The following is a 21,386-nucleotide window of genomic DNA, read 5'->3' as shown; positions in this document are numbered from 1 at the left end:
GGTTCCCACGTCAGGAGACCGTATGAACGCCGCATCCACGCTCACCGCGGGCATCGTCGTGCTCACGGTGATCACCATCGAGTCGGGCGGGGTGTTCCTCCTGCGCGTCGTGGGCGGTCGCAAGCCGGCCAACGCCCTGCAGACGTCGTTCTTCCGGGCGGGCCACGCCCACGCGGGCGTGCTCGTGATCCTCGGGCTCGTCACCCTCCTGCTCACCAGCGCCGCCGACGTCGCCGACCCGTGGGCGTGGCTCGGCCCGCTCGGCGTCCTCGTCGCGGCGATCGTGATGCCCGCCGGCTTCTTCCTGTCGGTCCTGGGGCACGACCCGCAGCGCCCCAGCCGACTGGTCGCCCTGATCTGGACGGGCGCCGCGATCCTGACGCTCGGCCTGGCCACCACGGGGATCAGCCTCGTGGTGACCGGCGCGACCGCGTGATCAGACGACGATGTTGACGAGCTTCGGAGCGCGGATGATCACCTTGCGGATCACGGCGCCCTCGAGGTGCCGTGCGACGTTGGGCTCGGCCAGTGCGAGCGCCTCGAGCTCGTCGTCGGAGATCGAGGGCGCGACCTCGAGCTTGCCGCGCACCTTCCCCTTGACCTGGACCACGCACGTGACGGTGTCGTCGACCAGCAGGGCCGGGTCGACCGTCGGCCACGGCTGCTGCGAGACCGAGGGAGCGTGGCCGAGCTCCGCCCACATCTCCTCGGCGACGTAGGGCGCTGCCGTGCTGAGCAGGATCGCCGTGACCTCTGCCGCCTCGCGGACCGCGGGATCGGCCGCACCCGCACCGGAGTCGATCGTCTTGCGCGTGGCGTTCACGAGCTCCATCACACGCGCGATCACCACGTTGAAGCGCTTGGACTCGTAGAGCTGCTCGGCGTCGGCCACCGTCTTGTGCGTGACCCGACGCAGCGCGACGTCACCGGCGGTGACGTCGGCACCCGGATCGCTCGCCACCTCGTGCGCAACGCGCCACGCCCGCTGCAGGAACTTCGACGAGCCTGTCGGTGACACGTCGGCCCAGTCGATGTCGTCCTCGGGTGGCCCGGCGAACAGCAGCGTCAGGCGCACCGCGTCGACGCCGAACTGCTCGATCTGCTGACCGAGGTCGACGCCGTTGCCGAGCGACTTGCTCATCGCCTTGCCCTCGTTGATGACCTGGCCCTGGTTCATCAGCGATGTGAACGGCTCGACGAAGTCCACCAGGCCCATGTCGTGGAGCACCTTGGTGAAGAAGCGGCTGTAGAGCAGGTGCAGGATCGCGTGCTCGACCCCACCGACGTACATGTCGACCGGCATCCACCGGTTGACGTCCTCGGGGGCGAACGGCGCGTCGGTCCGGTCGGGCGAGCAGTAGCGCAGGAAGTACCACGAGGAGTCGACGAACGTGTCCATCGTGTCGGTGTCACGCTGCGCGGCGCCACCACAGCGGGGGCAGGTGGTGTTGACCCAGTCCGTCGCGGCGGCCAGCGGGGAGGTGCCCTTCGGCGCGAGGTCGGCGCCGGTCAGGTAGGGCAGCTCGACGGGCAGCTGATCGTCGGGCACCGCGACCTCACCACAGTCGGGGCAGTGCACGATCGGGATCGGGCAGCCCCAGTAGCGCTGACGGCTGAGCAGCCAGTCGCGCAGCCTGAAGTTGACCGTGCCCTCGCCCAACCCCTTCTCGGTCAGCGTCTCGATCGTCACCTCGATGCCCTCGGCCTTGTCGGTGACGCCCTCCAGCACCGGCGAGCCGACGTACGCCCCGTCACCGGTGGTCGCGACGCCGGTCTCGGCCGGGTCACCCTCCCCCGGCACGTCGACGACGCGGCGGACCGGCAGGTCGTACGTCCGGGCGAAGTCGAGGTCGCGCTGGTCGTGGGCCGGCACGGCCATCACGGCGCCGGACCCGTAGTCGGCCAGGACGTAGTCGGCGGCCCACACCTGCATGGGCTCGCCCGTCAGCGGGTTGGTCGCGTGGACGCCCAGGAACACCCCGGTCTTCGGACGGTCGGTGGACTGGCGCTCGATCTCCGTGGCCTGCTTGGTGCGCTCGAGGTACGCCTCGAAGGCGGGCCGCTGATCGTCGGACACCAGCTCACCGGCCAGCGTGGCGTCGGGGGCGACGACCATGAACGTCGCGCCGTACAGCGTGTCGGGCCGGGTGGTGAAGACCCGCACGGGCTCCTCGCGCCCCTCGACCACGAACGACACCCAAGCACCCTCTGAGCGTCCGATCCAGTTGCGCTGCATGGTCAGCACGCGCTCGGGCCACCGGCCCTCCAGCTGCTGCATGTCGTCGAGCAGCCGCTGGGCGTAGTCGGTGATCTTGAAGTACCACTGGGTCAGCTCGCGCTTGGTGACCACGGCGCCGCAGCGCTCGCAGAACCCTTGGACGACCTGCTCGTTGGCGAGCACGGTCTGGTCGTTGGGACACCAGTTGACGTAGGACGCCTTGCGGTAGGCCAGGCCCCGCTCGAACAGCCGCAGGAACAGCCACTGGGTCCAGCGGTAGTACTCGGGGTCGGAGGTGTGCAGGCGACGCGTCCAGTCGAAGCTCACGCCGTAGCGCCGGATCGACTCGGCCTGCGTCTCGATGTTGTCGTACGTGAACGTCGCTGGGTTCTCGTTGCGCTTGATGGCAGCGTTCTCGGCGGGCAGCCCGAAGGAGTCCCAGCCGATCGGGTTGAGCACGTCGTAGCCCTTGAGCCGCCAGTAGCGCGCCAGCATGTCGTGCAGCGCGAAGACCTCGCCGTGGCCCATGTGGAGGTCGCCGGACGGATAGGGGAACATCGTGAGCGCGTAGCGCCGCTCGCGACCGGGGTCGGTGCCGTCGGCGTCGTACGGCCGCAGCTCGTCCCACACCGCGCGCCACTTGTCCTGGACCGCGCGGACGTCGTACGACGCCGCCTCGCCCTGCTGGGTGCTCACCTGGGTCTCCTCCGCAATGACGTCCTCGTACGACCGGGTGATCTGCGACACCGAACCGTGCCCGTACACAGAACAGCCCCTCTGGGCAGAGGGGCTGCCACGCTGACGGGGTCGGGATCAGCGTGGCTCGACAAGGTGCAGGTCGTACACGGCTCCCATGCTAGCGCGCTACTCGGCGCGCTGGTCGCGGTCCTCCAGCGCCTCGGGCGGCACGTCCTCGACGACCAGCGGCCGCAGGATCGCCCAGATGATGAACACGGCCGAGACGCCGAGCAGGATCAGCCCGTTGACGAGGTTGACGTTGAAGCCGTCGGCCTTGCTCAGCTCGGCGTCGGAGGCGTTGAAGATGCCGAGGAAGGTCAGGATCACGCCATAGATGCCCATCAGGGCACCGATGATCGTCCGGATGTCGAACGCCGACGCGATCTTGAAGCGGCTCTTGCCCTCAGCCATCGTTGCTCCTTCTCACCAGAAGATGATGTTCAAGGCGATCACCATGACCAACGAGATCGCGGCGAGCACGGTCGGGCGCTGGTACCACGGGAGCAGGTGCGCGAGCGGGTCGCGCAGCTGGTCCTTGGGCGTCAGCGAGTAGACGAAGCCACGCAGCGAGGCGGCCGGCTTCGGCTGGGTCATCAGGCTCACGACGTAGCTGACCACGATGTCGACCACGAACGCTGCGCTCGCCGCGACGAAGCTCGCACCCTGGCCCCCGAGCGGGATGACGCCCACACTGGCGCTGCCGAAGGCGTCCTCGCTGAGGAAGGCGACGACGACCGCTGCTGCCGTGCCGGACACGAGGCCGACCCAACCGGCGGTGGCGGTCATCCGCTTCCAGAACATGCCGAGGATGAACGTCGCGAACAACGGGGCGTTGAAGAACCCGAACAAGGTCTGGAGGTAGTCCATCAGGTTCGAGTAGCTCGACGCGATCAGCGCGGTGAAGATCGCCACCACGGTCGCACCGACCGTGGCCCAGCGGCCGACGCTCGTGTAGTAGCCGTCCGGCTTGTCCTTGCGGACGTACTGCTGCCAGAGGTCCACGCTGAAGACCGTGTTGAACGCCGAGATGTTGGCTGCCATGCCGGCCATGAACGACGCGAGGAGGCCTGCGATCGCGAGTCCGAGCATGCCGTTGGGCAGCAGGTCGCGGATCAGGAGGAGGATCGCGTCGTTGTACGCGACCCCGGAGCTGTCGTCGCCGGCCTTGAGGTCGATCATCTCCGGGATCAGCACGGCGCAGATCATGCCGGGGACGACGACGATGAACGGGACGAACATCTTGGGGAAGGTGCCGATGATCGGGGCGCTGCGCGCGGCCGACATCGACTTCGACGCCATCGCCCGCTGCACCTCGACGAAGTTCGTCGTCCAGTAGCCGAACGACAGCACGAAGCCGAGTCCGAACACGATCCCCACGACGGACCAGAACGGGTCGTCGATGCCCGTGAGGTTGGTGCCGGGCCAGGACGAGAGCTGTTCGCTGCCGCCCGGGGTGGCCGAGATCTTGTCGGTGAGCCCGCTGACCCCGCCGACCTTGTGCAGAGCCACGAGCGTGAGGGGCAGCAGCGCCGCGACGATGACGAAGAACTGGAGGACCTCGTTGTAGATCGCCGCCGACAGGCCACCGAGGGTGGTGTAGGTCAGGACCACGATCGCTGCGGCGATCAGCGACACCCACAACGGCCAGCCGAGGATGACGTTGACGATGCGCGCGAGCAGATAGAGGTTGACGCCGGCGATCAGCAGCTGGGCCACGGCGAAGCTCAGCGCGTTCACCAGGTGCGCGCCCGTCCCGAACCGCATCCGCATGAACTCCGGCACGCTGCGGACCTTGGAGCCGTAGTAGAACGGCATCATCACGACGCCGAGGAACAGCATCGCCGGCACCGCGCCGATCCAGAAGTAGTGCATCGTCGGCAGACCGTACTGCGCACCGTTGGCCGACATGCCCATGATCTCGACCGCGCCGAGGTTGGCTGAGATGAAGGCCAGACCGGTCACCCACGCGGGCAGCGAGCGCCCCGACAGGAAGAAGTCGATGCTGCTGGAGACCTGGCGCTTGGCGAGGAGGCCGATGCCGAGGACGAAGGCGAAGTAGATCAGGATGATCAGGTAGTCGGAGAAGCCGGTGTCCAGACGAAGCCTCTCGTCTGCCGCCCAGACCACGGTGCCGTCCATCCGCCCTCCCGGTCGTCGGTGGTGTCGGGTCAGAGGTCTGTCCCGAACGGCACGTTACTCCCGAAGCGCGGCATCGGCAGGGCAGAAGAAGACGTCGTCGGAGGTCGTGCCACCGGTCCCGTCACCACCGGTGGGCCACACTCTCCCCATGACGCTGACTCGCCGCGAGCTTCTCGTTGCGCTCGCCGTCGCCGGAGCCGGCCTGGCCACCGGCTGCCGCGGAGACGGCTCCACCGACCCGGCTCCGACGACCGTTCCCACCACCGACCCGTCGTCGGTGCCCCCGACGACGCCCGGTCCCCGCGGCCCCGACGACCCGACCCGTCTCCGGATCGACGGTGTGGTCGCCGCCGGACTGACGGTGCCGTGGGGGCTCGCGTTCCTCGATGCTGGCCAGGCCCTCGTGACCGAACGAGACACCGCGCGGGTGGTCAAGGTCGGGGGCGGCAACGCGACGACGATCGGTGAGGTGCCCGACGTCGACACCGACAGCGGCGAGGGCGGGCTCCTGGGGATCGTCCTCGTCCCCGGCGGCGACGCCGTGATCGCCTACCTCACGTCCCCAGACGACAACCGGATCGTGCGGATGTCGTACGACGGACGCCGGCTCGGGCGTCCACAGGTGTTGCTCGACGGCATCCCGCGAGCGTTCAACCACAACGGCGGCCGCCTCGTGATCGGACCCGACCGGATGCTCTACGCCAGCACCGGTGACGCCGGCGAACGCGACCGAGCCCAGGACGTCGACTCACCCTCGGGCAAGGTGCTGCGGATGACCCTCGACGGCCGTGCCGCCGAGGACAACCCCTTCGGCAACCGCGTCTGGTCCTACGGCCACCGCAACGTCGAAGGGCTCGCGTTCGATGCACAGGGCAGGCTGTGGGCGGCCGAGTTCGGCGACCAGACCACCGACGAGCTCAACCTCGTCGAGCGTGGCGGCAACTACGGGTGGCCCCAGACGGAGGGGCCCACGGACGAACGCGGTCTCGTCGGGCCGAAGGCGTGGTGGAGCACCGACGACGCGTCGCCTGCGGGCGTCGGCGTCGCGTACGGGACGGCGTACGTGGCTGCGCTGCGTGGTCAGTGCGTGTGGGCGGTGCCGCTGTCCGGGGCCGACGCCGCCCGACCGCGCCGCCGCCTCGGCGACGCCGGCCTCGGGCGCGTGCGCAACGCCGTGCCGGCACCCGACGGAAGTCTGTGGGTGACGACCAGCAACACCGACGGTCGCGGGGAGCCGGGAGCCGACGACGACCGGATCCTGCGCGTCGTGGTCGGTTAGGGTCGATCGCATGACCTGGCTCGTGACCGGCGGCGCCGGCTACATCGGTTCCCACGTCGTCCGCGCGTTCACCGACGCCGGGATCGGCGTCGTCGTGCTCGACTCGCTCGAGTCGGGCCACCGCGAGTTCGTCCCCGCCGACGTCCCGTTCGTCGAGGGCAACGTCACCGACACCGAGCTCGTCCGTACGGTCCTGCGCGAGCACGGGGTCGTCGGGGTGGTGCACCTCGCTGCGTTCAAGTACGCGGGCGTGTCGGTCCAGCGTCCGATCCACACCTACGAGCAGAACGTCACCGGCACCGTCCACCTGCTGCAGGCGCTGGCCGAGGTCGGCGTGAACTCGGTCGTCTTCTCGTCCTCGGCCGCGGTCTACGGGACGCCCGACACCGACCTCGTCACCGAGTCGACGCCGACGGCTCCGGAGTCGCCGTACGGCGAGAGCAAGCTCGTCGACGAGTGGGTGCTGCGGGCGCAGGCCCGAGCCACCGGGCTGCGGCAGACCTCGCTGCGCTACTTCAACGTGGTCGGCTCCGGCGACGACGACCTCTACGACTCCAGCCCACACAACCTCTTCCCGAAGGTCTTCAAGACGTTGACCGACGGCGGCGTCCCGGTCATCAACGGCGTCGACTACCCGACGCCGGACGGCACCTGCGTGCGCGACTACGTCCACGTGTCGGACCTCGCCCACAGCCACGTCGTCGCCGCGCGCTCCCTCGCGGAGGAGGCCTTGCTCGAGGACGTGTACAACCTCGGGAGCGGCGAGGGCGTCTCGGTGCGCCAGATCATGGACACCATCGCGCACGTCACCGGTGTCGACTTCGTCCCCGAGACCGGTCCACGACGCCCCGGCGACCCTGCGCGCATCGTCGCCTCGGGCGACCTCGCCGCTCGGGACCTCGAGTGGCGGATGCGTCACTCTCTCGAGGAGATGGTCCGAAGCGCCTGGGGGTCGTGGGTGCACGTTCTCAGCCAGGACGTGCCGGACTGACCCGCGAGCGCCAGAGAGTGACCCGCGGGCGCAAAAGAGTGACCCGCGAGCGTCAGAGGGTGACCCGCGGGTGTCAGGAGAGGCCGGCGAACCGCTCGACCTTCTTGGTCGGCCCCGAGACGATCAGCTCGTCGAACTCACCGAGGAACGTCTCGGGCCGCGCGTAGGTGAAGTCCGACCCCGGTCGCTTCACGCCGACCACGGTGATGCCGTACTGGTGGCGGAGCGCGGACTCCGCGAGCGTGCGACCGACCGCTCCCGACGGTGCCGCCGTACGCGCGATGGCGAAGCCGTCGTCGAACTCGATGAAGTCGATCATCGACCCCGAGACCACGTGAGCGACCCGCTCGCCCATCGCCGACTCGGGATACACGACGTGGCGCGCGCCGACGCGCTCGAGGATCTTGCCGTGCTTCTTGTTGATCGCCTTGGCCCAGATCTCGCGAACGCCGAGCTCGGTGAGCGTCAGCACGCTGAGCACGCTCGCCTCGATGTCGGTGCCGATGCCTACCACGGCGCGGTCGAACTGGTCAGCACCGATCTGGCGCAGCGCCTCCTCGTCGGTGGAGTCGGCCTGGACCGTGTGGGTGAACTCCGTCGCCCACTTCTGGACGAGCTCCATGCTCTCGTCGATCGCCAGCACCTCGTGTCCCAGCCGGGTCAGAGACGACGCCACGGCGGTGCCGAAGCGACCGAGGCCGACGACGAGCACGGGGGCGTCGGGCGGAGGGGTCGAGTTCTTGGGCACGGGTCATCTTCTCCTAGCCGATGATCGGTCGCTCTTCGGGCAGGTGGAAGCGACGCGGGCGGGCACGCAGGGCGAGTGCTGACGCCGTCGCGACCGTACCGACACGGCCGATCAACATCAAGAACATCAGCACCGCCTGGCCGGCGGGCGGGAGATCACCGGTGACGCCCATGGAGAGACCGGCGGTGGCGAACGCCGACGTCGCCTCGAACAACGCCTCGTCCAGGCTCACCTCCGCCACCACGAGCAGCGCCAGTGTCGAGGTCACGACGAGCATCACGGCCAGCAGGGCGACGGTGAGCGCCTGCCGCAGGGTGCTGACCCCGATCCGCCGCGAGCCGATGGTGACGTCGGGGTCACCACGCACCTCCGCGAGGATCACGTAGCCGAGCAGGAGAAACGTCGTGATCTTGATGCCTCCGGCGGTGCTGGCCGACCCGCCGCCGATGAACATCATGATGGTTGTGATCAGGGTCGTCTCGGACCGGGCCTCCCCGTAGTCGATGGAGTTGAACCCACCCGAACGCGGCATGATGCCGCCCTCGAACGACGTGACGAGCTTCTCGCCGAACGACTGGCCGCCCATCGTCGCGGGGTTCGACCACTCCACGACCCCGAACAGGACCGTCCCGGCGCCCAGCAGGAGGAACGAGCCCCACACGGTGAGCTTGGTGTGGATCGACCAGCGGTCGGGGCGCCTCCACCGGCGTGACAGCTCCGCAAGGACGGGGAAGCCCACCGCCCCCACGAACACCGCGATCGAGATCGGCAGGATCAGCGCGGCGTCGCCGACGTACTGGACGAGGCTGTCGGGTGCCAGCGCGAAGCCGGCGTTGTTGAACGCCATCACCGAGTAGAAGATCCCGTGCCAGATCGCCTCGCCCCAGCCTTCGTCGTGACGCGACTCGAACCCGAAGGTCAGCACCACGGCGACCACGGCCTCGAAGCCCAGCATCGTCACGAGGATCCGCCGGACGAGCGGGATCACCTCGCCGAGGTTGACGAGGTGGAGGTCCATCTGGGTGGCGAGCCGCGAGCGCAGGCCGATCCGGCCCCCGACGACGACACCCAGGATCGTGGCCAGGGTGACGAAGCCGAAGCCGCCGACCTGGACGAGCACGAGGATGACGACCTGCCCGAGCGGCGTCCAGTAGGACGAGACGTCGACCGTGCTGAGTCCGGTCACGGTCACCGCGGACACCGACGTGAAGGCGGCCGGCAGGACCGCGCCACCCTGCTGACCGTCGGTCCGCATGCCTGGGAGGAGCAGGAGGAGGGTGCCGGCGACGCTGCCGAGCACGAACGTCGCCGGGAGGATGCGGACGGGGTGCGCCAACGCCGTCAGCATGCCGCTCATGCCCGAACGCTGGGAGGACACAGCCACCCGAGGCACGCTACCGCGTGCGTGGCCCGTCCGGGCGTGGAGCCATCGTGCTCGAGCGGATCACGAGGTCCAGGCCGAGCTCGGTGTGGACGGGCTCGCGGTCCACGGAGTCGTCGTCGAGCTGGCGGAGGAGAAGGTCGGCGGCCTGGGTCGCCTGCTCGCGCACATGCTGGTCGACCGTCGTCAGACCGAACACGCCGCCGAGGTCGTGCCCGTCGATCCCCACCACCGACACGTCACGCGGCACGTCCAGACCGAGGTCCCGCGCGGCGGTGATCGCCCCGATGGCCAGCTCGTCGGAGGCGGCAGAGATCGCCGTCGGACGCAGTCGTGGGTCGGACAGCAGACGCTTGGCGGTGGAGTAGCCCTCCTGCATCGTGAAGTCTCCGAGGGCGACCAGCTCCGGTGCGACCTCGAGGCCCGCATCGCGCAGCGCCCGCGCATAGCCGTCCTCCCGGGTCGCTGCCAGAGCGAAGTCCCCGGCGCCCTCCCAGCCGATGTGCGCGATGCGGCGGTGTCCGAGCGCGACGAGATGGTCGGTGGCGAGACGCGCGGTCGCGAAGTCGTCGACGCTGACCGTCGACACGCCGGGGATCACGCCGCCGATGCAGACGACCGGGGTGCCGACTCGCAACAGGTCGACGCGCTCGGTGTCGTCGAGCTCGAGCGCCACGGCAAGGAGCCCGTCGACACGCTTGCGGAGCAGGAAGTCGCTGAAGACGAGCCCTCGCTCGCGCTTGCCGCCACCGAGGTAGTAGAGAGTGACGTCGTACCCCGCCGCCGCCAGAACCGTCGATGCGGTCTCGATGATCGTGCTGAAGAACCAGCGGTTCACCCAGGGCACGACCAGCCCGACGTTCTTGCTGCGTCCCGAGGCGAGACTGGCCGCGTTGTACGAGGCGACGTAGCCCAGGTCACGAGCAGCCTGGGCGCTCAGCGTCCGGGCGGTCTCCGAGACGTGACCGCGCCCGCTGAGCGCGCGCGACACGGTGGCGACCGACAGACCCGCCCGTTCGGCGACGTCCTTGATCGTCACTCCCGCCACCGGATCAGCCTTCCGTCAGACCCGTGCCGGCCGGCGCGCGGAACCACGCGGTCGCGTCCGGGGCCAGGAGTCCGTCGCTGACCGCACCCGGGACGCTCTCGAGCACGATCTCGTCGGCCTCGGCTGGGACGGGGTGGTCGGAGAGGTTGGCGACCACGAGGACCTCCCCGTTGACGAAGGCGAGCACCGCCGGCTCGTCGGCGCGGACCCACCGTAACGAACCCGCGCCGAGCCCGAGGACCTTTCGCGTCGCCAGGGCGTGGGTGTAGAGCGCCAGGGTCGACGTCGGTTCGGCGCCTTGGACGTCGCGGGCGTAGCGGGCCCACTGCGCGGGCTGTGGCAACCAGGAGGAGCCGCTGCCGTTGAAGCCGTACGCGGGGGCGTGCGCCTCCCACGGGATCGGCACCCGGCAGCCGTCGCGGCCGACCACGGCGCCACCGCTGCGCAGGAAGTAGGGGTCGTGCCGCTGGTCGTCGGGGATGTCCAGCACCTCGGGCAGCCCGAGCTCCTCGCCCTGGTAGAGGTAGACGGCACCGGGCAGTGCCAGCATGAGCGCCGTGGCGGCACGAGCACGCCGCTCCCCCCGCTCGGGGTCGAGGGGCGTGTCGGCCCGGAAGCCGTGCCCATGGGCGACGTGAGCGGCGTCGACCAGCGCGAAGCGCGTGGCGTGGCGGACGACGTCGTGGTTGGACAGGACCCACGTGCTCGGTGCGCCCACGCCACCGAACGCGGCGAGCGACTCGTCGATGACGCGGCGCAGGGCGACGGCGTCCCACGGCGCGTGGAGGTAGGCGAAGTTGAACGCCTGGTGCATCTCTCGCGGACGGACCCACTTGGCGGCGCGCTCGAGGGGCGCGACGTTGGCCTCGGCGCACAGGATGCGGTCGGGCCCCCAGCGCTCGAGCCGCTCGCGCCAGCGCTCGTAGACGGCGTGCACGCCGGGCTGGTCGAACATCGGGGCCTCGTGGCCGGGGAACCCGGGTGAGCTGGCGCCATCGGCCCGTCCGCCCCAGTCGGGGAGGCCGGGGGCCTTGACGAGCGCGTGGGCGACGTCGACGCGGAAGCCGTCCACACCCCGCGCGAGCCAGAAGTCGAGGACCTCGTCGAAGAAGGTGAGGACGTCCTCGCTGTCCCAGTTGAAGTCCGGCTGGGTGGGGTCGAAGAGGTGCAGGTACCACTGCCCCGGGCGCCCGTCGGGCTCGGTGACATGGGTCCACGCGGAGCCGCCGAAGTGCGACTGCCAGTCGTTCGGGGGGAGCTCACCGTGCTCGCCACGGCCGTCACGGAAGTGGAAACGCGCTCGCTCCCTGCTGTTCGGAGGCGCCGCGAGAGCCGCCCGGAACATCGGGTGGTCGCTGGAGCAGTGGTTCGGGACGAGATCGATGATCACCCGCAGGCCGTGGGCGTGCGCGACGTCGACGACACGGTCGAGGTCGGCCAGGGTCCCGAAAGCGGGATCGACGTCGCAGTAGTCGCTCACGTCGTAGCCCCCGTCACGCTGCGGCGACGGATAGAACGGCGACAGCCACACCGCGTCGACTCCGAGCTCGGCGAGGGCCGGCAGGCGGTCGCCGATGCCCATGAGGTCACCCGTCCCGTCCCCGTCGCCGTCGGCGAAGGAGCGCGGATAGACCTGGTAGACGACGGCGTCACGCCACCAGTCACGCTGCTGCACAGGGGTGTCGGCGGGTCCGTCGGCGCGGGGGGCCACGTCGATCGCCATTGCTGCTCTCCTTCGAGGCCGGATTTGTGGAAGCGATTACACCATAGTCAACGCCTGTGGCCTATCCGGCCATCCGGCCCATGTGGAGGCCCGTTATCGAAATGTTGCGATCAGGTTTCGTCGCGCGACTTGCTTGAGATGACTCTTGTCGCTTAGAAATGGAACCGATTCCACTCTTACGAAGGAGCACACCTCATGCTCGTGAACCGCAGAGGCGTCCTGGCCGCAGGTGCCCTGGCCGTCGCCTCGTCTCTCCTGCTCGGCGCCTGCGGCGGGTCGTCCGACGACGACGCCGCCGACGACTCCTCGAAGTCGTCGGGGTCGACCCTCACGATGTGGGTCGATGCCGAGCGCGCGCCGGCTCTGAAGGACGCGGTCGCCTCCTTCAAGAAGGACAAGGACGTCGAGGTCAAGCTCGTCATCAAGGACTTCCAGTCGGCTCGTGACGACTTCATCACCCAGGTACCGACCGGCAAGGGTCCTGACATGATCGTCGGCCCGCACGACTGGCTCGGGAAGTTCGTCCAGAACGGCGTCGTCGCCCCCCTCGAGCTCGGCGACAAGGCCGGTGAGTTCGAGGACGCGGCCATCCAGGCGATGACCTACGAGGGCAAGACGTACGGCCTCCCGTACGCGATCGAGAACGTGGCGCTCGTCCGCAACACCGCGCTCCTCGCCGAGCCGGCCACCACGATGGACGAGGTCGTCGCCGCCGGCACGAAGGTCGTCGACGCCGGCAAGGCGAAGTACCCGTTCCTCGTCGGGCTCGACCCGAAGCAGGGCGACCCGTACCACCTCTACGGCATCCAGACCTCGTACGGCGTCCCCGTGTTCGAGCGCAACGCCGACGGCGACTACGACCCGAGCAAGCTCGGCCTCGGTAACCCCGGCGGCGTCGAGTTCGCGAAGGACCTGGCGGCGTGGGCGAAGGCCGGTGCGCTGAACCCGAGCATCACCGCGGACATCGCGAAGGAGACCTTCAACAAGGGTCAGTCGCCGTACTTCCTGACCGGACCGTGGAACGTCCCGGACATGCAGAAGGCCGGGCTCGAGATCGCCATCGACCCGATCCCGACCGGTGGCAGCAAGCCGGCGACCCCGTTCATCGGAGTCAACGGGTTCTTCATCAGCGCGAAGGCCACCAACGCCCTCGCCGCCAGCGAGTTCGTGCTCAACTACCTGAGCTCCGAGGACGCCCAGGACGCGCTCTTCGCCCAGGGCGGTCGTCCGCCGGCGCTGAAGGCGTCGTTCGAGAAGGCGGCGTCCGACCCGATCGTCGCGGCGTTCGGCGCGATCGGCAAGAGCGGTTCGCCGATGCCGGCCATCCCGCAGATGGACGCGGTGTGGGCCGACTGGGGCGCGACCGAGCTCGACATCATCAAGGGCAAGGCTCAGCCTGCCCAGGCGTGGCCCAAGATGGTCGCGAGCGTCCAGACGAAGGTCGCAGGCTGACATCTCTCACTGACGGCCGGGGAGCGGTTCCGCTCCCCGGCCGGTCTGCTCTCCCCCGCTCTCACCCCAGGAGGGGCACGCCCTGATGACGCTCACCGACGAGCACCGCAGCGAGGACTCGGGCTCTCCCGACCAGCGACCGGGGCGCCGGGGCCCGTGGGCACGGCTGCGCCGGCCCGGAGAGACCGACGGGCTGATCGGCATCCTCGTGAAGATCGCGCTCCTCGGCCTCGTCGACGCGCTCGCGGTGTATGCGGTCTTCATGCTGGCCGCCCAGGAGAAGTGGCTGGTCCTTGCCGTCACGGTGGTCGTGACGGTCGCCGTGAACGTCGTCTACCTGCGCCGCGACGGCCTGCCGGCGAAGTACCTCGCGCCCGGGATCACGCTGCTGCTGATCTTCCAGGTCTTCGTCATGGTCTACACCGGCTACATCGCCTTCACCAATGCCGGCGACGGGCACAACAGCACCAAGGAGGACGCGGTCACGGCGATCGCGACCAAGGGCCAGGAGCGTGTCCCCGACTCCCCGCAGTACCAGCTCGCCGTCCTCGAGAAGGGCGACGACCTGTGGTTCCTGGTCACCGCTCCCGACGGCACGGTCTCCCTCGGCTCGGCCGACGAACCGCTCTCCGAGGTCGAGGACGCCGAGGTCTCCGGCGGCGGAAAGGCGACGCAGGTCGACGGCTACGCCCCCCTCGCGTTCGAGGACCTCCTCCAGCGCCAGGACGAGATCCTCGACATCTCCGTCCCCGTCTCCGACAACCCCTCCGACGGCACACTGCGCACGGCCGACGGCAGCAGCGCCTACGAGTACCGCTCGAACCTGCGCTACGACGAGGACGCCGACAGCTTCACCGACGTCGCCACCGGCACGGTCTACACCGACGGCGGCGAGGGCGCGTACGTCTCGGCCGAGGGCGAGGAGCTGGTCCCGGGCTGGAAGATCAACGTGGGCCTGGAGAACTTCCGCCGCGCGGTCGAGACACCCCAGCTGCGCGACTCCCTGGTCTCCGTGATCGTGTGGACGTTCGCCTTCGCGACCCTGTCGGTCGTGCTCTGCTTCGGGCTCGGGCTGTTCCTCGCGATGGTCTTCAACGTGCCGAGCATGCGTGGCAAGAAGGTCTACCGGGTGCTGCTGATCCTTCCCTACGCCTTCCCCGCCTTCCTGTCGGGACTCGTCTGGTCGGGGATGCTCAACACGGAGTTCGGGTTCGTCAACCAGGTGCTGCTGGGCGGCGCCGAGATCGAGTGGCTCACCGACCCGTGGCTGGCCCGCTTCAGCGTGCTGTTCGTCAACCTCTGGCTCGGCTTCCCCTACATGTTCCTCGTCTGCACCGGGGCGCTGCAGTCGATCCCCGACGAGATGACCGAGGCCGCCCGCATGGACGGCGCCGGCCCATGGCGGGCCTTCCGGTCGGTCAAGCTCCCGCTGCTGCTCGTGTCGGTCGCACCACTGCTGATCACGACGTTCGCCTTCAACTTCAACAACTTCAACGTCATCTACATGCTGACCCGCGGCGGGCCGCGGTTCGAGGACACGAGCAACGACATCGGAGCCACGGACCTGCTGATCACGATGGTCTACAAGGTCGCGTTCGGCACCGGGACCGGTCGCGACTACGGCCTCGCCAGCGCGCTGGCCATCATCATCTTCGTCGTCATCGGCGTCATCGCGGCGATCATGTTCCGCCGTACCAAGGCCCTGGAGGACATCCACTGATGAGCACCGTCCACGCTCCGCGCCGGCGCAGCTTCCGGCGCTGGTTCACCGCCCTGGGCTGGCGGCACCTCGTCGGCATCGCCGTCGTCGTCTATGCGACGTTCCCGATCCTCTACGTCCTGTCCGCCTCGCTCGACCCCGCCGGCACGCTGTCGGGGAGCAGTCGGCTCTTCAGCACGTTCGACCTCACCAACTACCGTGCACTCTTCGACGACCCGAGCCGGCCGTACGGGCGGTGGTTCGTCAACACGCTCGTGGTCGGCACGGTCACCGCGCTCGGCACGGTGTTCCTCGGCGCGCTGGCAGCGTATGCGTTCTCGCGGATGCGGTTCACCGGGCGGCGGTTCGGGCTGCTGTCGCTGATGCTCGTCCAGATGTTCCCGCAGATGCTGGCGGTCGTCGCGATCTTCATCCTGATGTCGAACGTCGGCGACGTCTTTCCCGCGCTGGGCATCGGCACCCACGCGGGGCTGATCCTCGTCTACTTGGGCGGCGCGCTCGGCGTGAACACCTACCTGATGTACGGGTTCTTCAACACGGTGCCGGTCTCGATCGACGAGGCCGCCCGGCTCGACGGAGCCAGCCATGCTCAGATCTTCTTCGGGATCGTCCTGCGCCTGGTGACGCCGATCCTGGCGGTCGTGGGCCTGCTGGCCTTCATCACCGCCACCAGCGAGTTCATGATCGCGAGCGTGTTCCTCACCGACCCCGACAACCAGACGCTCGCGGTCGGGCTCTTCGGGTTCGTCTCCGAGCAGACGTCGTCGAACTGGACGATCTTCGCGGCCGGCGCGGTGCTGGCCGCCCTCCCCGTCACGATCCTCTTCCTCGCGCTCCAGCGCTACATCGTCAGCGGACTCGTGTCGGGATCGGTCAAGTAGGACCGGCAGCAGGCGTCGCCATAATGCGTGAGGTCTCGGAGACCCTCCCTGCCTAGACTGACGAGGGCGTGAGGCGAGAGCCGCCGCCACGAGGTCGATGACGAGGAGTACGCGTGAGATCAGGGATCGACGGCAGCGGCAGCGACCAGGCGGTGCGTCCCCGGGACGACCTGTTCCGCCACGTCAACGGGGGCTGGCTCGCCACCGCCGAGATCCCGCCGGACCGCGCTGTCGCCGGCTCGTTCGTCACCCTCGTCGACGAGGCCGAGGTGCACGTCCGCGCCATCGTCGAGGAGTGCCAGGCAGACCCGGCCGGAGACCCGGCCGGTGGCAGCGTGAACGACGAGGGCGCCAAGATCGGTGCTCTCTACGCCAGCTTCATGGACGTCGACCGGGTGGAGGCGCTCGAGGCGGCCCCGCTGGCCGACGACCTCGCCCGCGTCGACGAGGTACGCGACCTCGCCGCCGTCGTCGACGCGCTCGGCCGGCTGGAGCGCCAGGCCGCCTCCGGCGCCTTCGGGATGTACGTCGGGCCCGACCCCGGTGCGCCCGAGCGCTACGTGGTCACCGTCGTGCAGGGCGGCCTGGGTCTTCCTGACGAGGCCTACTACCGCGAGGAGCAGTTCGCCGCGGCGCGCACGGCCTACCAGGCGCACGTCGCGATCATGCTGGGCCTCGCCGGTTTCGACGACGCCGACGCCCGGGCGGCGCGGGTCTACGGCCTCGAGGAGCGGCTGGCGAAGGGGCACTGGGACCGGGTGGCGAGCCGCGACGCGGTCGAGACCTACAACCTCCTCGACCTCGATGCCCTCCAGGGGCTCTCCCCGGCCCTCGACTGGCACGCGTGGGCCGCCGCCGCACGCTTCGACCCGGCGGTGCTGTCCGAGGTCGTCGTCTCCCAGCCGTCCTACCTCCAGGCGCTGTCCGACGCGCTCCGCGAGGAGCCCGTGGCCGCGTGGCAGGACTGGCTGCGCTTCCGCCTCGTGTCCGCGGCGGCCCCGTACCTGTCGAGTCCGTTCGTCGACGCGAACTTCGACTTCTACGGCAAGACGCTCTCGGGCACCGACGAGCTGCGCGCCCGCTGGAAGCGCGGCGTCGCGTTCGTGGAGGGCGCGATCGGCGAAGGGCTCGGCCGGCTCTACGTCGAGCGTCACTTCCCCCCGACCGCCGCGGCACGCATGGACGCCCTCGTCGCGAACCTCGTGGCGGCCTACCGGCACAGCATCTCGACGCTGCCCTGGATGAGCGACGAGACCAAGGAGCGCGCGCTCGAGAAGCTCGACGCGTTCACCCCCAAGGTCGGCTTCCCGAAGCGCTGGCGTGACTACGCCCCGCTGGCCGCCGACCCCGCGGACCTGCTCGGCAACGTCCGCCGCGCCTCCAACGCGGCGACCGACCGCGAGCTCGCCAAGATCGGGAAGCCGATCGACCGGCACGAGTGGCTGATGACGCCGCAGACGGTGAACGCCTACTACAACCCGACGATGAACGAGATCGTCTTCCCCGCAGCGATCCTCCAGCCGCCGTTCTTCGACGCCGAGGCCGACGACGCGGTGAACTACGGCGGGATCGGCGCCGTGATCGGCCACGAGATCGGCCACGGGTTCGACGACCAGGGATCGCAGTACGACGGTTCCGGAGCCCTGCGCAGCTGGTGGACCGACGAGGACCGGGCCGCGTTCGAGAAGCTCACGAGCTCGCTGATCGCTCAGTACGACACGCTCTCCCCCGACGGCGCCGATGGCAGAACGGTCAACGGTGCCCTGACGATCGGCGAGAACATCGGGGACCTGGGCGGGCTGGGGATCGCGTACCAGGCCTACCTCCTCGCCCTCGACGGACAGGAGCCGCCCGTGCTCGACGGTCTGACGGGCGCGCAGCGGTTCTTCATCTCGTGGGCGCAGTGCTGGCGGGGCAAGGTGCGCCCGGCCGAGGTCGTCCGTCGCCTCACGATCGACCCGCACTCCCCGCCGGAGTTCCGCACGAACCAGGTGGTCCGCAACCTCGACGCCTTCCACGACGCGTTCTCCGTGACCTCCGACGACGGCATGTGGTTGGCGCCGCACCAGCGCGTGACGATCTGGTGACGACGACGTCCTGGTCTCCCGAGCACGTCGCCGCCGTCCAGCGGCGTACGGTCGGCGTCCTCTCGTCCGCCCAGGTCATCGGTGGGCTGGGAGCGGGCGCCGCGCTCTCGATCGGGGCGCTGCTGGTCAAGGAGGTCTCGGGCTCTGCGGCCGTCGCCGGACTGGCGACGACGATGCTGACTCTCGGCGCGGCCGTGCTCGCGCTGCCGCTGGCTGGTCTCGCCTCGGTTCGTGGGCGGCGGACGAGCCTGGCCACCGGATGGCTCGTCGCCGCGATCGGTGCGGTCGTGGTGGTCGCGGGCGCCGTCGCCGACTCGACCTGGATCCTGCTCACCGGGCTCTTCGTGGTGGGCGCCAACAGCGCGACCAACTTCCAGTCGCGCTACGCCGCCACCGACCTCGCCGAGCCGATGCACGTCGGCCGCGCGTTGTCCCTGGTCGTCTGGTCGACCACGATCGGATCGGTGATCGGGCCGAACCTCACCGGCCTCGGCGCCCAGGCGGCCGGTGCTCTCGGCATCCCGGACCTCGCCGGCCCGTTCGTCTTCGCCGCGGTCGGGTTCGCGCTCACCGCGATCCTCATGGCCGTCGCCCTGACGCCGGACCCCCTCCACGTCGCCAAGGAGATCCGTCCGGCGGCCGACGGGCCGCGCCCGCGGTCTCGCATGAGCGACGCGTGGCCGCTGCTCCGGTCGAACGCGGCGGCGCGGACGGGCGTGGTGACCGTGGCGGGGGCCCACGCACTGATGGTCGCGGTGATGGCGATGACGCCGGTCCACATGGAGGACCACGGATCGAGCCTCACCATCATCGGCCTGACCATCAGCCTGCACATCGCCGGCATGTTCGCGCTCGCACCGGTCATGGGCCTGCTCACCGACCGGTGGGGGCGCGGGCGCACCATCATCCTCGGTCAGGCGACGCTGCTCCTCGCCACCCTCGTCGCGGGCACCGCCGGAGAGTCGGAGCTCCAGATGATGGTCGGCCTCGTGCTGCTGGGGCTGGGTTGGTCGGCGTCGACCATCGCCGGGTCCTCGCTCGTCGCCCAGTCGGTCCTGCCGGCGTCCCGTCCGGCCGTCCAGGGTGCCTCCGACCTTCTCATGAGCCTGGCCGGTGCGTTCGGCGGCCTGCTCGCGGGCGTGGTCGTCAACGTCTGGGGCTTCGGCCCGCTCAACATCGTCGCCGCCTTCCTGACCGTCCCCGCGATCCGGATGGTGGTGGCACGGCGGCACCGCATCATCGGAGCAGGCAGACTGGGGAGGTGAGCACCACGACGGACGACCCCAACTCGACCAAGGGCGCGTACGTGCACGCGGGCGAGGACTTCACCCGCGACATGCGCTATCTGACCACTCGCATCACGCGCGACGGCCGTGACGGCTACCCGGTGGAGCCGGGCCGGTACCGGCTGGTCGCCGCCCGCGCCTGCCCCTGGGCGAACCGGACAGTCATCGTCCGTCGCCTCCTCGGCCTGGAGGACGCGATCTCCCTCGGCCTGTGCGGACCGGTCCACGACGCACGGAGCTGGACCTTCGACCTCGATCCCGGCGGCGTCGACCCCGTCCTCGGCTACGAGCGCCTGCAGCAGGCCTACTTCGCCCGTGTCCCGGATTATCCCCTCGGCATCACCGTGCCCGCCATGGTCGACGTGCCGACCAAGGCCGTGGCGACGAACGACTTCGACCAGATCACCCGTGACCTGTTCTTCGAGTGGTCCGACCACCACCGCGCCGGCGCGCCGGACCTGTGGCCCGAGCACCTCCGCGACGAGATGGAGACCGTGATGAGGCGCGTCTTCACCGAGGTCAACAACGGTGTCTACCGGTGTGGCTTCGCGGGCTCGCAGGCCGCGTACGACGCGGCGTACGAGCGCCTGTGGACCGCGCTCGACTGGCTCGAGGAGCGGCTCGCGACACGGCGCTACCTGATGGGCGACACGATCACCGAGGCCGACATCCGCCTGTTCACCACCCTGGTGCGCTTCGACCCCGTCTACCACGGCCACTTCAAGTGCAACCGTCAGAAGCTGACCGAGATGCCGGTCCTGTGGGCGTACGCACGAGACCTGTTCCAGACCCCTGGCTTCGGTGACACGATCGACTTCGACCAGATCAAGGCGCACTACTACGTCGTCCACACCGACCTGAACCCGACGCAGATCATCCCGGCCGGTCCCGACCTGACGGGTTGGCACTCCGCGCACGGACGTGAGGCGCTGGGCGGCTCGCCCTTCGGGGAGGGGACCGCTCCGGACGCGCTCCCCGAAGGCGTCCTGGCGCACTAAGGCGGTGACCGGCCGCGTCGCCACGTTCACGCAGCCCTTGCCAGCCGCCGAGCAGCGACCTAACGTCGTGCTCAGGCTGCTGGGGGGCAGCGCTGAACCTCGGGGGACGCTATGAAGGACGAGATGCCATGGGGGCCGTCGCCGGCTCTCGGTCACTACACGTACTGGATGCGCGACGACCGGTGGGAGTTCTCCGACGGGCTGTACGCGATCCTCGGTCTCGGGCCGTCCGACTGCATCACGACGGAGCTGTTGCTCCGCCACCAGCACCCCGACGACATCGAGCGCACCCGCGCGCTGATCGCGGGGGGCTTCAATGAGTCGGCCGGCTACAGCTACCAGCACCGGGTCGTCGACACCGCGGGCTTCGTCCACGAGGTCATCGCGGTGGGGAGCAACGTCGGCAGCGAGGACGACGAGGGCGGTCCGCGAAGCGAGGGCTTCGTGGTCGACATCAGCGAGGTGGGCGGCCACCCGGCAGTCAGCACACCGATGATGCCGGTCGAGTTCGATCCGGACGACCTCGTGATCACACCGTGCCCGCACTGTCCGCACTGGTGGGCGGAAGTGGTCCCGTCTGCCGGCTCGACCGTTCTCCGCGAGTGGCACGCGCCCTTCTGCCCCGAGGTGCTGCACTGGACCACCCCCGACCCCGCGACGCTGGCACGCGGACCACGCTGAGGCTGCTGCTACGGTG

Annotated in this window: 17 protein-coding genes; 10 read left to right on the top strand and 7 right to left on the bottom strand. The window is 69.6% G+C overall.

All coding sequences use genetic code 11. From position 1 onward, the window contains the following. The first annotated feature begins 22 nt into the window (after positions 1-22). On the top strand, positions 23-436 hold the full coding sequence (locus tag KV100_RS16440; RefSeq protein ID WP_220344188.1) for a hypothetical protein: 414 nt from the start codon (positions 23-25) through the stop codon (positions 434-436). Here KV100_RS16440 and leuS read toward each other — a convergent pair whose 3' ends face one another. From leuS to KV100_RS16425, 3 genes are all read right to left on the bottom strand, one after another. Next, a complete protein-coding gene (gene leuS, locus KV100_RS16435) occupies positions 437-2,914 on the bottom strand; it encodes a leucine--tRNA ligase (protein WP_220344187.1) in 2,478 nt (825 codons plus the stop codon). A gap of 168 nt (positions 2,915-3,082) precedes the next feature. Continuing rightward, entirely contained in the window at positions 3,083-3,367 is a 285-nt protein-coding gene (locus KV100_RS16430) for a hypothetical protein (protein ID WP_220344186.1), read from the bottom strand. A gap of 12 nt (positions 3,368-3,379) precedes the next feature. Further along, complete coding sequence (locus KV100_RS16425; RefSeq protein ID WP_220344185.1) at positions 3,380-5,095, bottom strand: sodium:solute symporter family protein; 1,716 nt, start codon at positions 5,093-5,095, stop codon at positions 3,380-3,382. Between the two features lie 148 nt (positions 5,096-5,243). On the opposite strand from KV100_RS16425, the gene KV100_RS16420 reads away from it, so the two are divergent. Together KV100_RS16420 and galE are read left to right on the top strand one after the other, a co-directional pair. Then, positions 5,244-6,374: a sorbosone dehydrogenase family protein gene (locus KV100_RS16420; protein ID WP_220344184.1), complete on the top strand. Its 1,131-nt coding sequence runs from the start codon at positions 5,244-5,246 to the stop codon at positions 6,372-6,374. 10 nt (positions 6,375-6,384) lie between these two features. Continuing rightward, complete coding sequence (gene galE, locus KV100_RS16415) at positions 6,385-7,365, top strand: UDP-glucose 4-epimerase GalE (RefSeq protein WP_220344183.1); 981 nt, start codon at positions 6,385-6,387, stop codon at positions 7,363-7,365. Between the two features lie 73 nt (positions 7,366-7,438). On the opposite strand, the gene KV100_RS20240 is transcribed toward galE, so the two are convergent. Genes KV100_RS20240 through KV100_RS16395 form a run of 4 tightly spaced genes read right to left on the bottom strand, consistent with a single transcriptional unit; the run spans position 7,439 to position 12,265 of the window. Beyond that, positions 7,439-8,113, bottom strand: coding sequence for a TrkA family potassium uptake protein (locus KV100_RS20240; RefSeq protein WP_220344182.1), 675 nt, complete (start codon positions 8,111-8,113; stop codon positions 7,439-7,441). 13 nt (positions 8,114-8,126) lie between these two features. Continuing rightward, positions 8,127-9,470: a TrkH family potassium uptake protein gene (locus tag KV100_RS16405; protein ID WP_220344181.1), complete on the bottom strand. Its 1,344-nt coding sequence runs from the start codon at positions 9,468-9,470 to the stop codon at positions 8,127-8,129. Positions 9,471-9,507: 37 nt separating this feature from the next. Further along, the gene (locus tag KV100_RS16400; protein WP_220344180.1) at positions 9,508-10,542 is read right to left on the bottom strand and encodes a LacI family DNA-binding transcriptional regulator; all 1,035 of its coding nucleotides are present in this window, start codon (positions 10,540-10,542) and stop codon (positions 9,508-9,510) included. A 4-nt stretch (positions 10,543-10,546) separates the two neighbouring features. Further along, the gene (locus KV100_RS16395; protein ID WP_220344179.1) at positions 10,547-12,265 is read right to left on the bottom strand and encodes an alpha-amylase family glycosyl hydrolase; all 1,719 of its coding nucleotides are present in this window, start codon (positions 12,263-12,265) and stop codon (positions 10,547-10,549) included. A 195-nt stretch (positions 12,266-12,460) separates the two neighbouring features. Here KV100_RS16395 and KV100_RS16390 point away from each other — a divergent pair, with 195 nt between their 5' ends. From KV100_RS16390 to KV100_RS16360, 7 genes are all read left to right on the top strand, one after another. After that, the gene (locus tag KV100_RS16390; protein WP_220344178.1) at positions 12,461-13,717 is read left to right on the top strand and encodes a maltose ABC transporter substrate-binding protein; all 1,257 of its coding nucleotides are present in this window, start codon (positions 12,461-12,463) and stop codon (positions 13,715-13,717) included. 85 nt (positions 13,718-13,802) lie between these two features. Then, the gene (locus tag KV100_RS16385; RefSeq protein ID WP_220344177.1) at positions 13,803-15,437 is read left to right on the top strand and encodes an ABC transporter permease subunit; all 1,635 of its coding nucleotides are present in this window, start codon (positions 13,803-13,805) and stop codon (positions 15,435-15,437) included. Further along, positions 15,437-16,318 (top strand): sugar ABC transporter permease, encoded by an 882-nt coding sequence (locus KV100_RS16380; RefSeq protein ID WP_220344176.1) that lies wholly within the window; start codon positions 15,437-15,439, stop codon positions 16,316-16,318. The genes KV100_RS16385 and KV100_RS16380 overlap by 1 nt, the downstream gene beginning before the upstream one ends. Before the next feature lie 113 nt (positions 16,319-16,431). After that, positions 16,432-18,405: a M13-type metalloendopeptidase gene (locus KV100_RS16375; protein WP_220344175.1), complete on the top strand. Its 1,974-nt coding sequence runs from the start codon at positions 16,432-16,434 to the stop codon at positions 18,403-18,405. Beyond that, positions 18,402-19,670 (top strand): MFS transporter, encoded by a 1,269-nt coding sequence (locus tag KV100_RS16370; protein WP_220344174.1) that lies wholly within the window; start codon positions 18,402-18,404, stop codon positions 19,668-19,670. Before KV100_RS16375 ends, KV100_RS16370 begins: the two co-directional genes overlap by 4 nt. 71 nt (positions 19,671-19,741) lie before the next feature. Continuing rightward, a complete protein-coding gene (locus KV100_RS16365; RefSeq protein ID WP_220344712.1) occupies positions 19,742-20,689 on the top strand; it encodes a glutathione S-transferase family protein in 948 nt (315 codons plus the stop codon). A gap of 111 nt (positions 20,690-20,800) precedes the next feature. After that, positions 20,801-21,370 carry a hypothetical protein gene (locus KV100_RS16360; RefSeq protein ID WP_220344173.1) on the top strand — a complete coding sequence of 190 codons (570 nt, stop codon included), beginning with the start codon at positions 20,801-20,803 and terminating at the stop codon, positions 21,368-21,370. Positions 21,371-21,386: the final 16 nt, after the last annotated feature.

This window comes from Mumia sp. zg.B21 (assembly GCF_019550855.1).
GTDB lineage: Bacteria > Actinomycetota > Actinomycetes > Propionibacteriales > Nocardioidaceae > Mumia.
This window is presented reverse-complemented; position numbering and strand designations above follow the sequence as displayed.

Excerpts from the sequence above, each read along its gene's own strand:
- KV100_RS16440 (WP_220344188.1), top strand. The coding sequence starts at position 23 with ATGAACGCCGCATCCACGCTCACCGCGGGCATCGTCGTGCTCACGGTG.
- KV100_RS16430 (WP_220344186.1), bottom strand. The coding sequence starts at position 3,367 with ATGGCTGAGGGCAAGAGCCGCTTCAAGATCGCGTCGGCGTTCGACATC.
- KV100_RS16425 (WP_220344185.1), bottom strand. The coding sequence starts at position 5,095 with ATGGACGGCACCGTGGTCTGGGCGGCAGACGAGAGGCTTCGTCTGGAC.
- KV100_RS16420 (WP_220344184.1), top strand. The coding sequence starts at position 5,244 with ATGACGCTGACTCGCCGCGAGCTTCTCGTTGCGCTCGCCGTCGCCGGA.
- galE (WP_220344183.1), top strand. The coding sequence starts at position 6,385 with ATGACCTGGCTCGTGACCGGCGGCGCCGGCTACATCGGTTCCCACGTC.
- KV100_RS16405 (WP_220344181.1), bottom strand. The coding sequence starts at position 9,470 with ATGAGCGGCATGCTGACGGCGTTGGCGCACCCCGTCCGCATCCTCCCG.
- KV100_RS16395 (WP_220344179.1), bottom strand. The coding sequence starts at position 12,265 with ATGGCGATCGACGTGGCCCCCCGCGCCGACGGACCCGCCGACACCCCT.
- KV100_RS16390 (WP_220344178.1), top strand. The coding sequence starts at position 12,461 with ATGCTCGTGAACCGCAGAGGCGTCCTGGCCGCAGGTGCCCTGGCCGTC.
- KV100_RS16385 (WP_220344177.1), top strand. The coding sequence starts at position 13,803 with ATGACGCTCACCGACGAGCACCGCAGCGAGGACTCGGGCTCTCCCGAC.
- KV100_RS16380 (WP_220344176.1), top strand. The coding sequence starts at position 15,437 with ATGAGCACCGTCCACGCTCCGCGCCGGCGCAGCTTCCGGCGCTGGTTC.
- KV100_RS16365 (WP_220344712.1), top strand. The coding sequence starts at position 19,742 with ATGCGCTATCTGACCACTCGCATCACGCGCGACGGCCGTGACGGCTAC.
- KV100_RS16360 (WP_220344173.1), top strand. The coding sequence starts at position 20,801 with ATGAAGGACGAGATGCCATGGGGGCCGTCGCCGGCTCTCGGTCACTAC.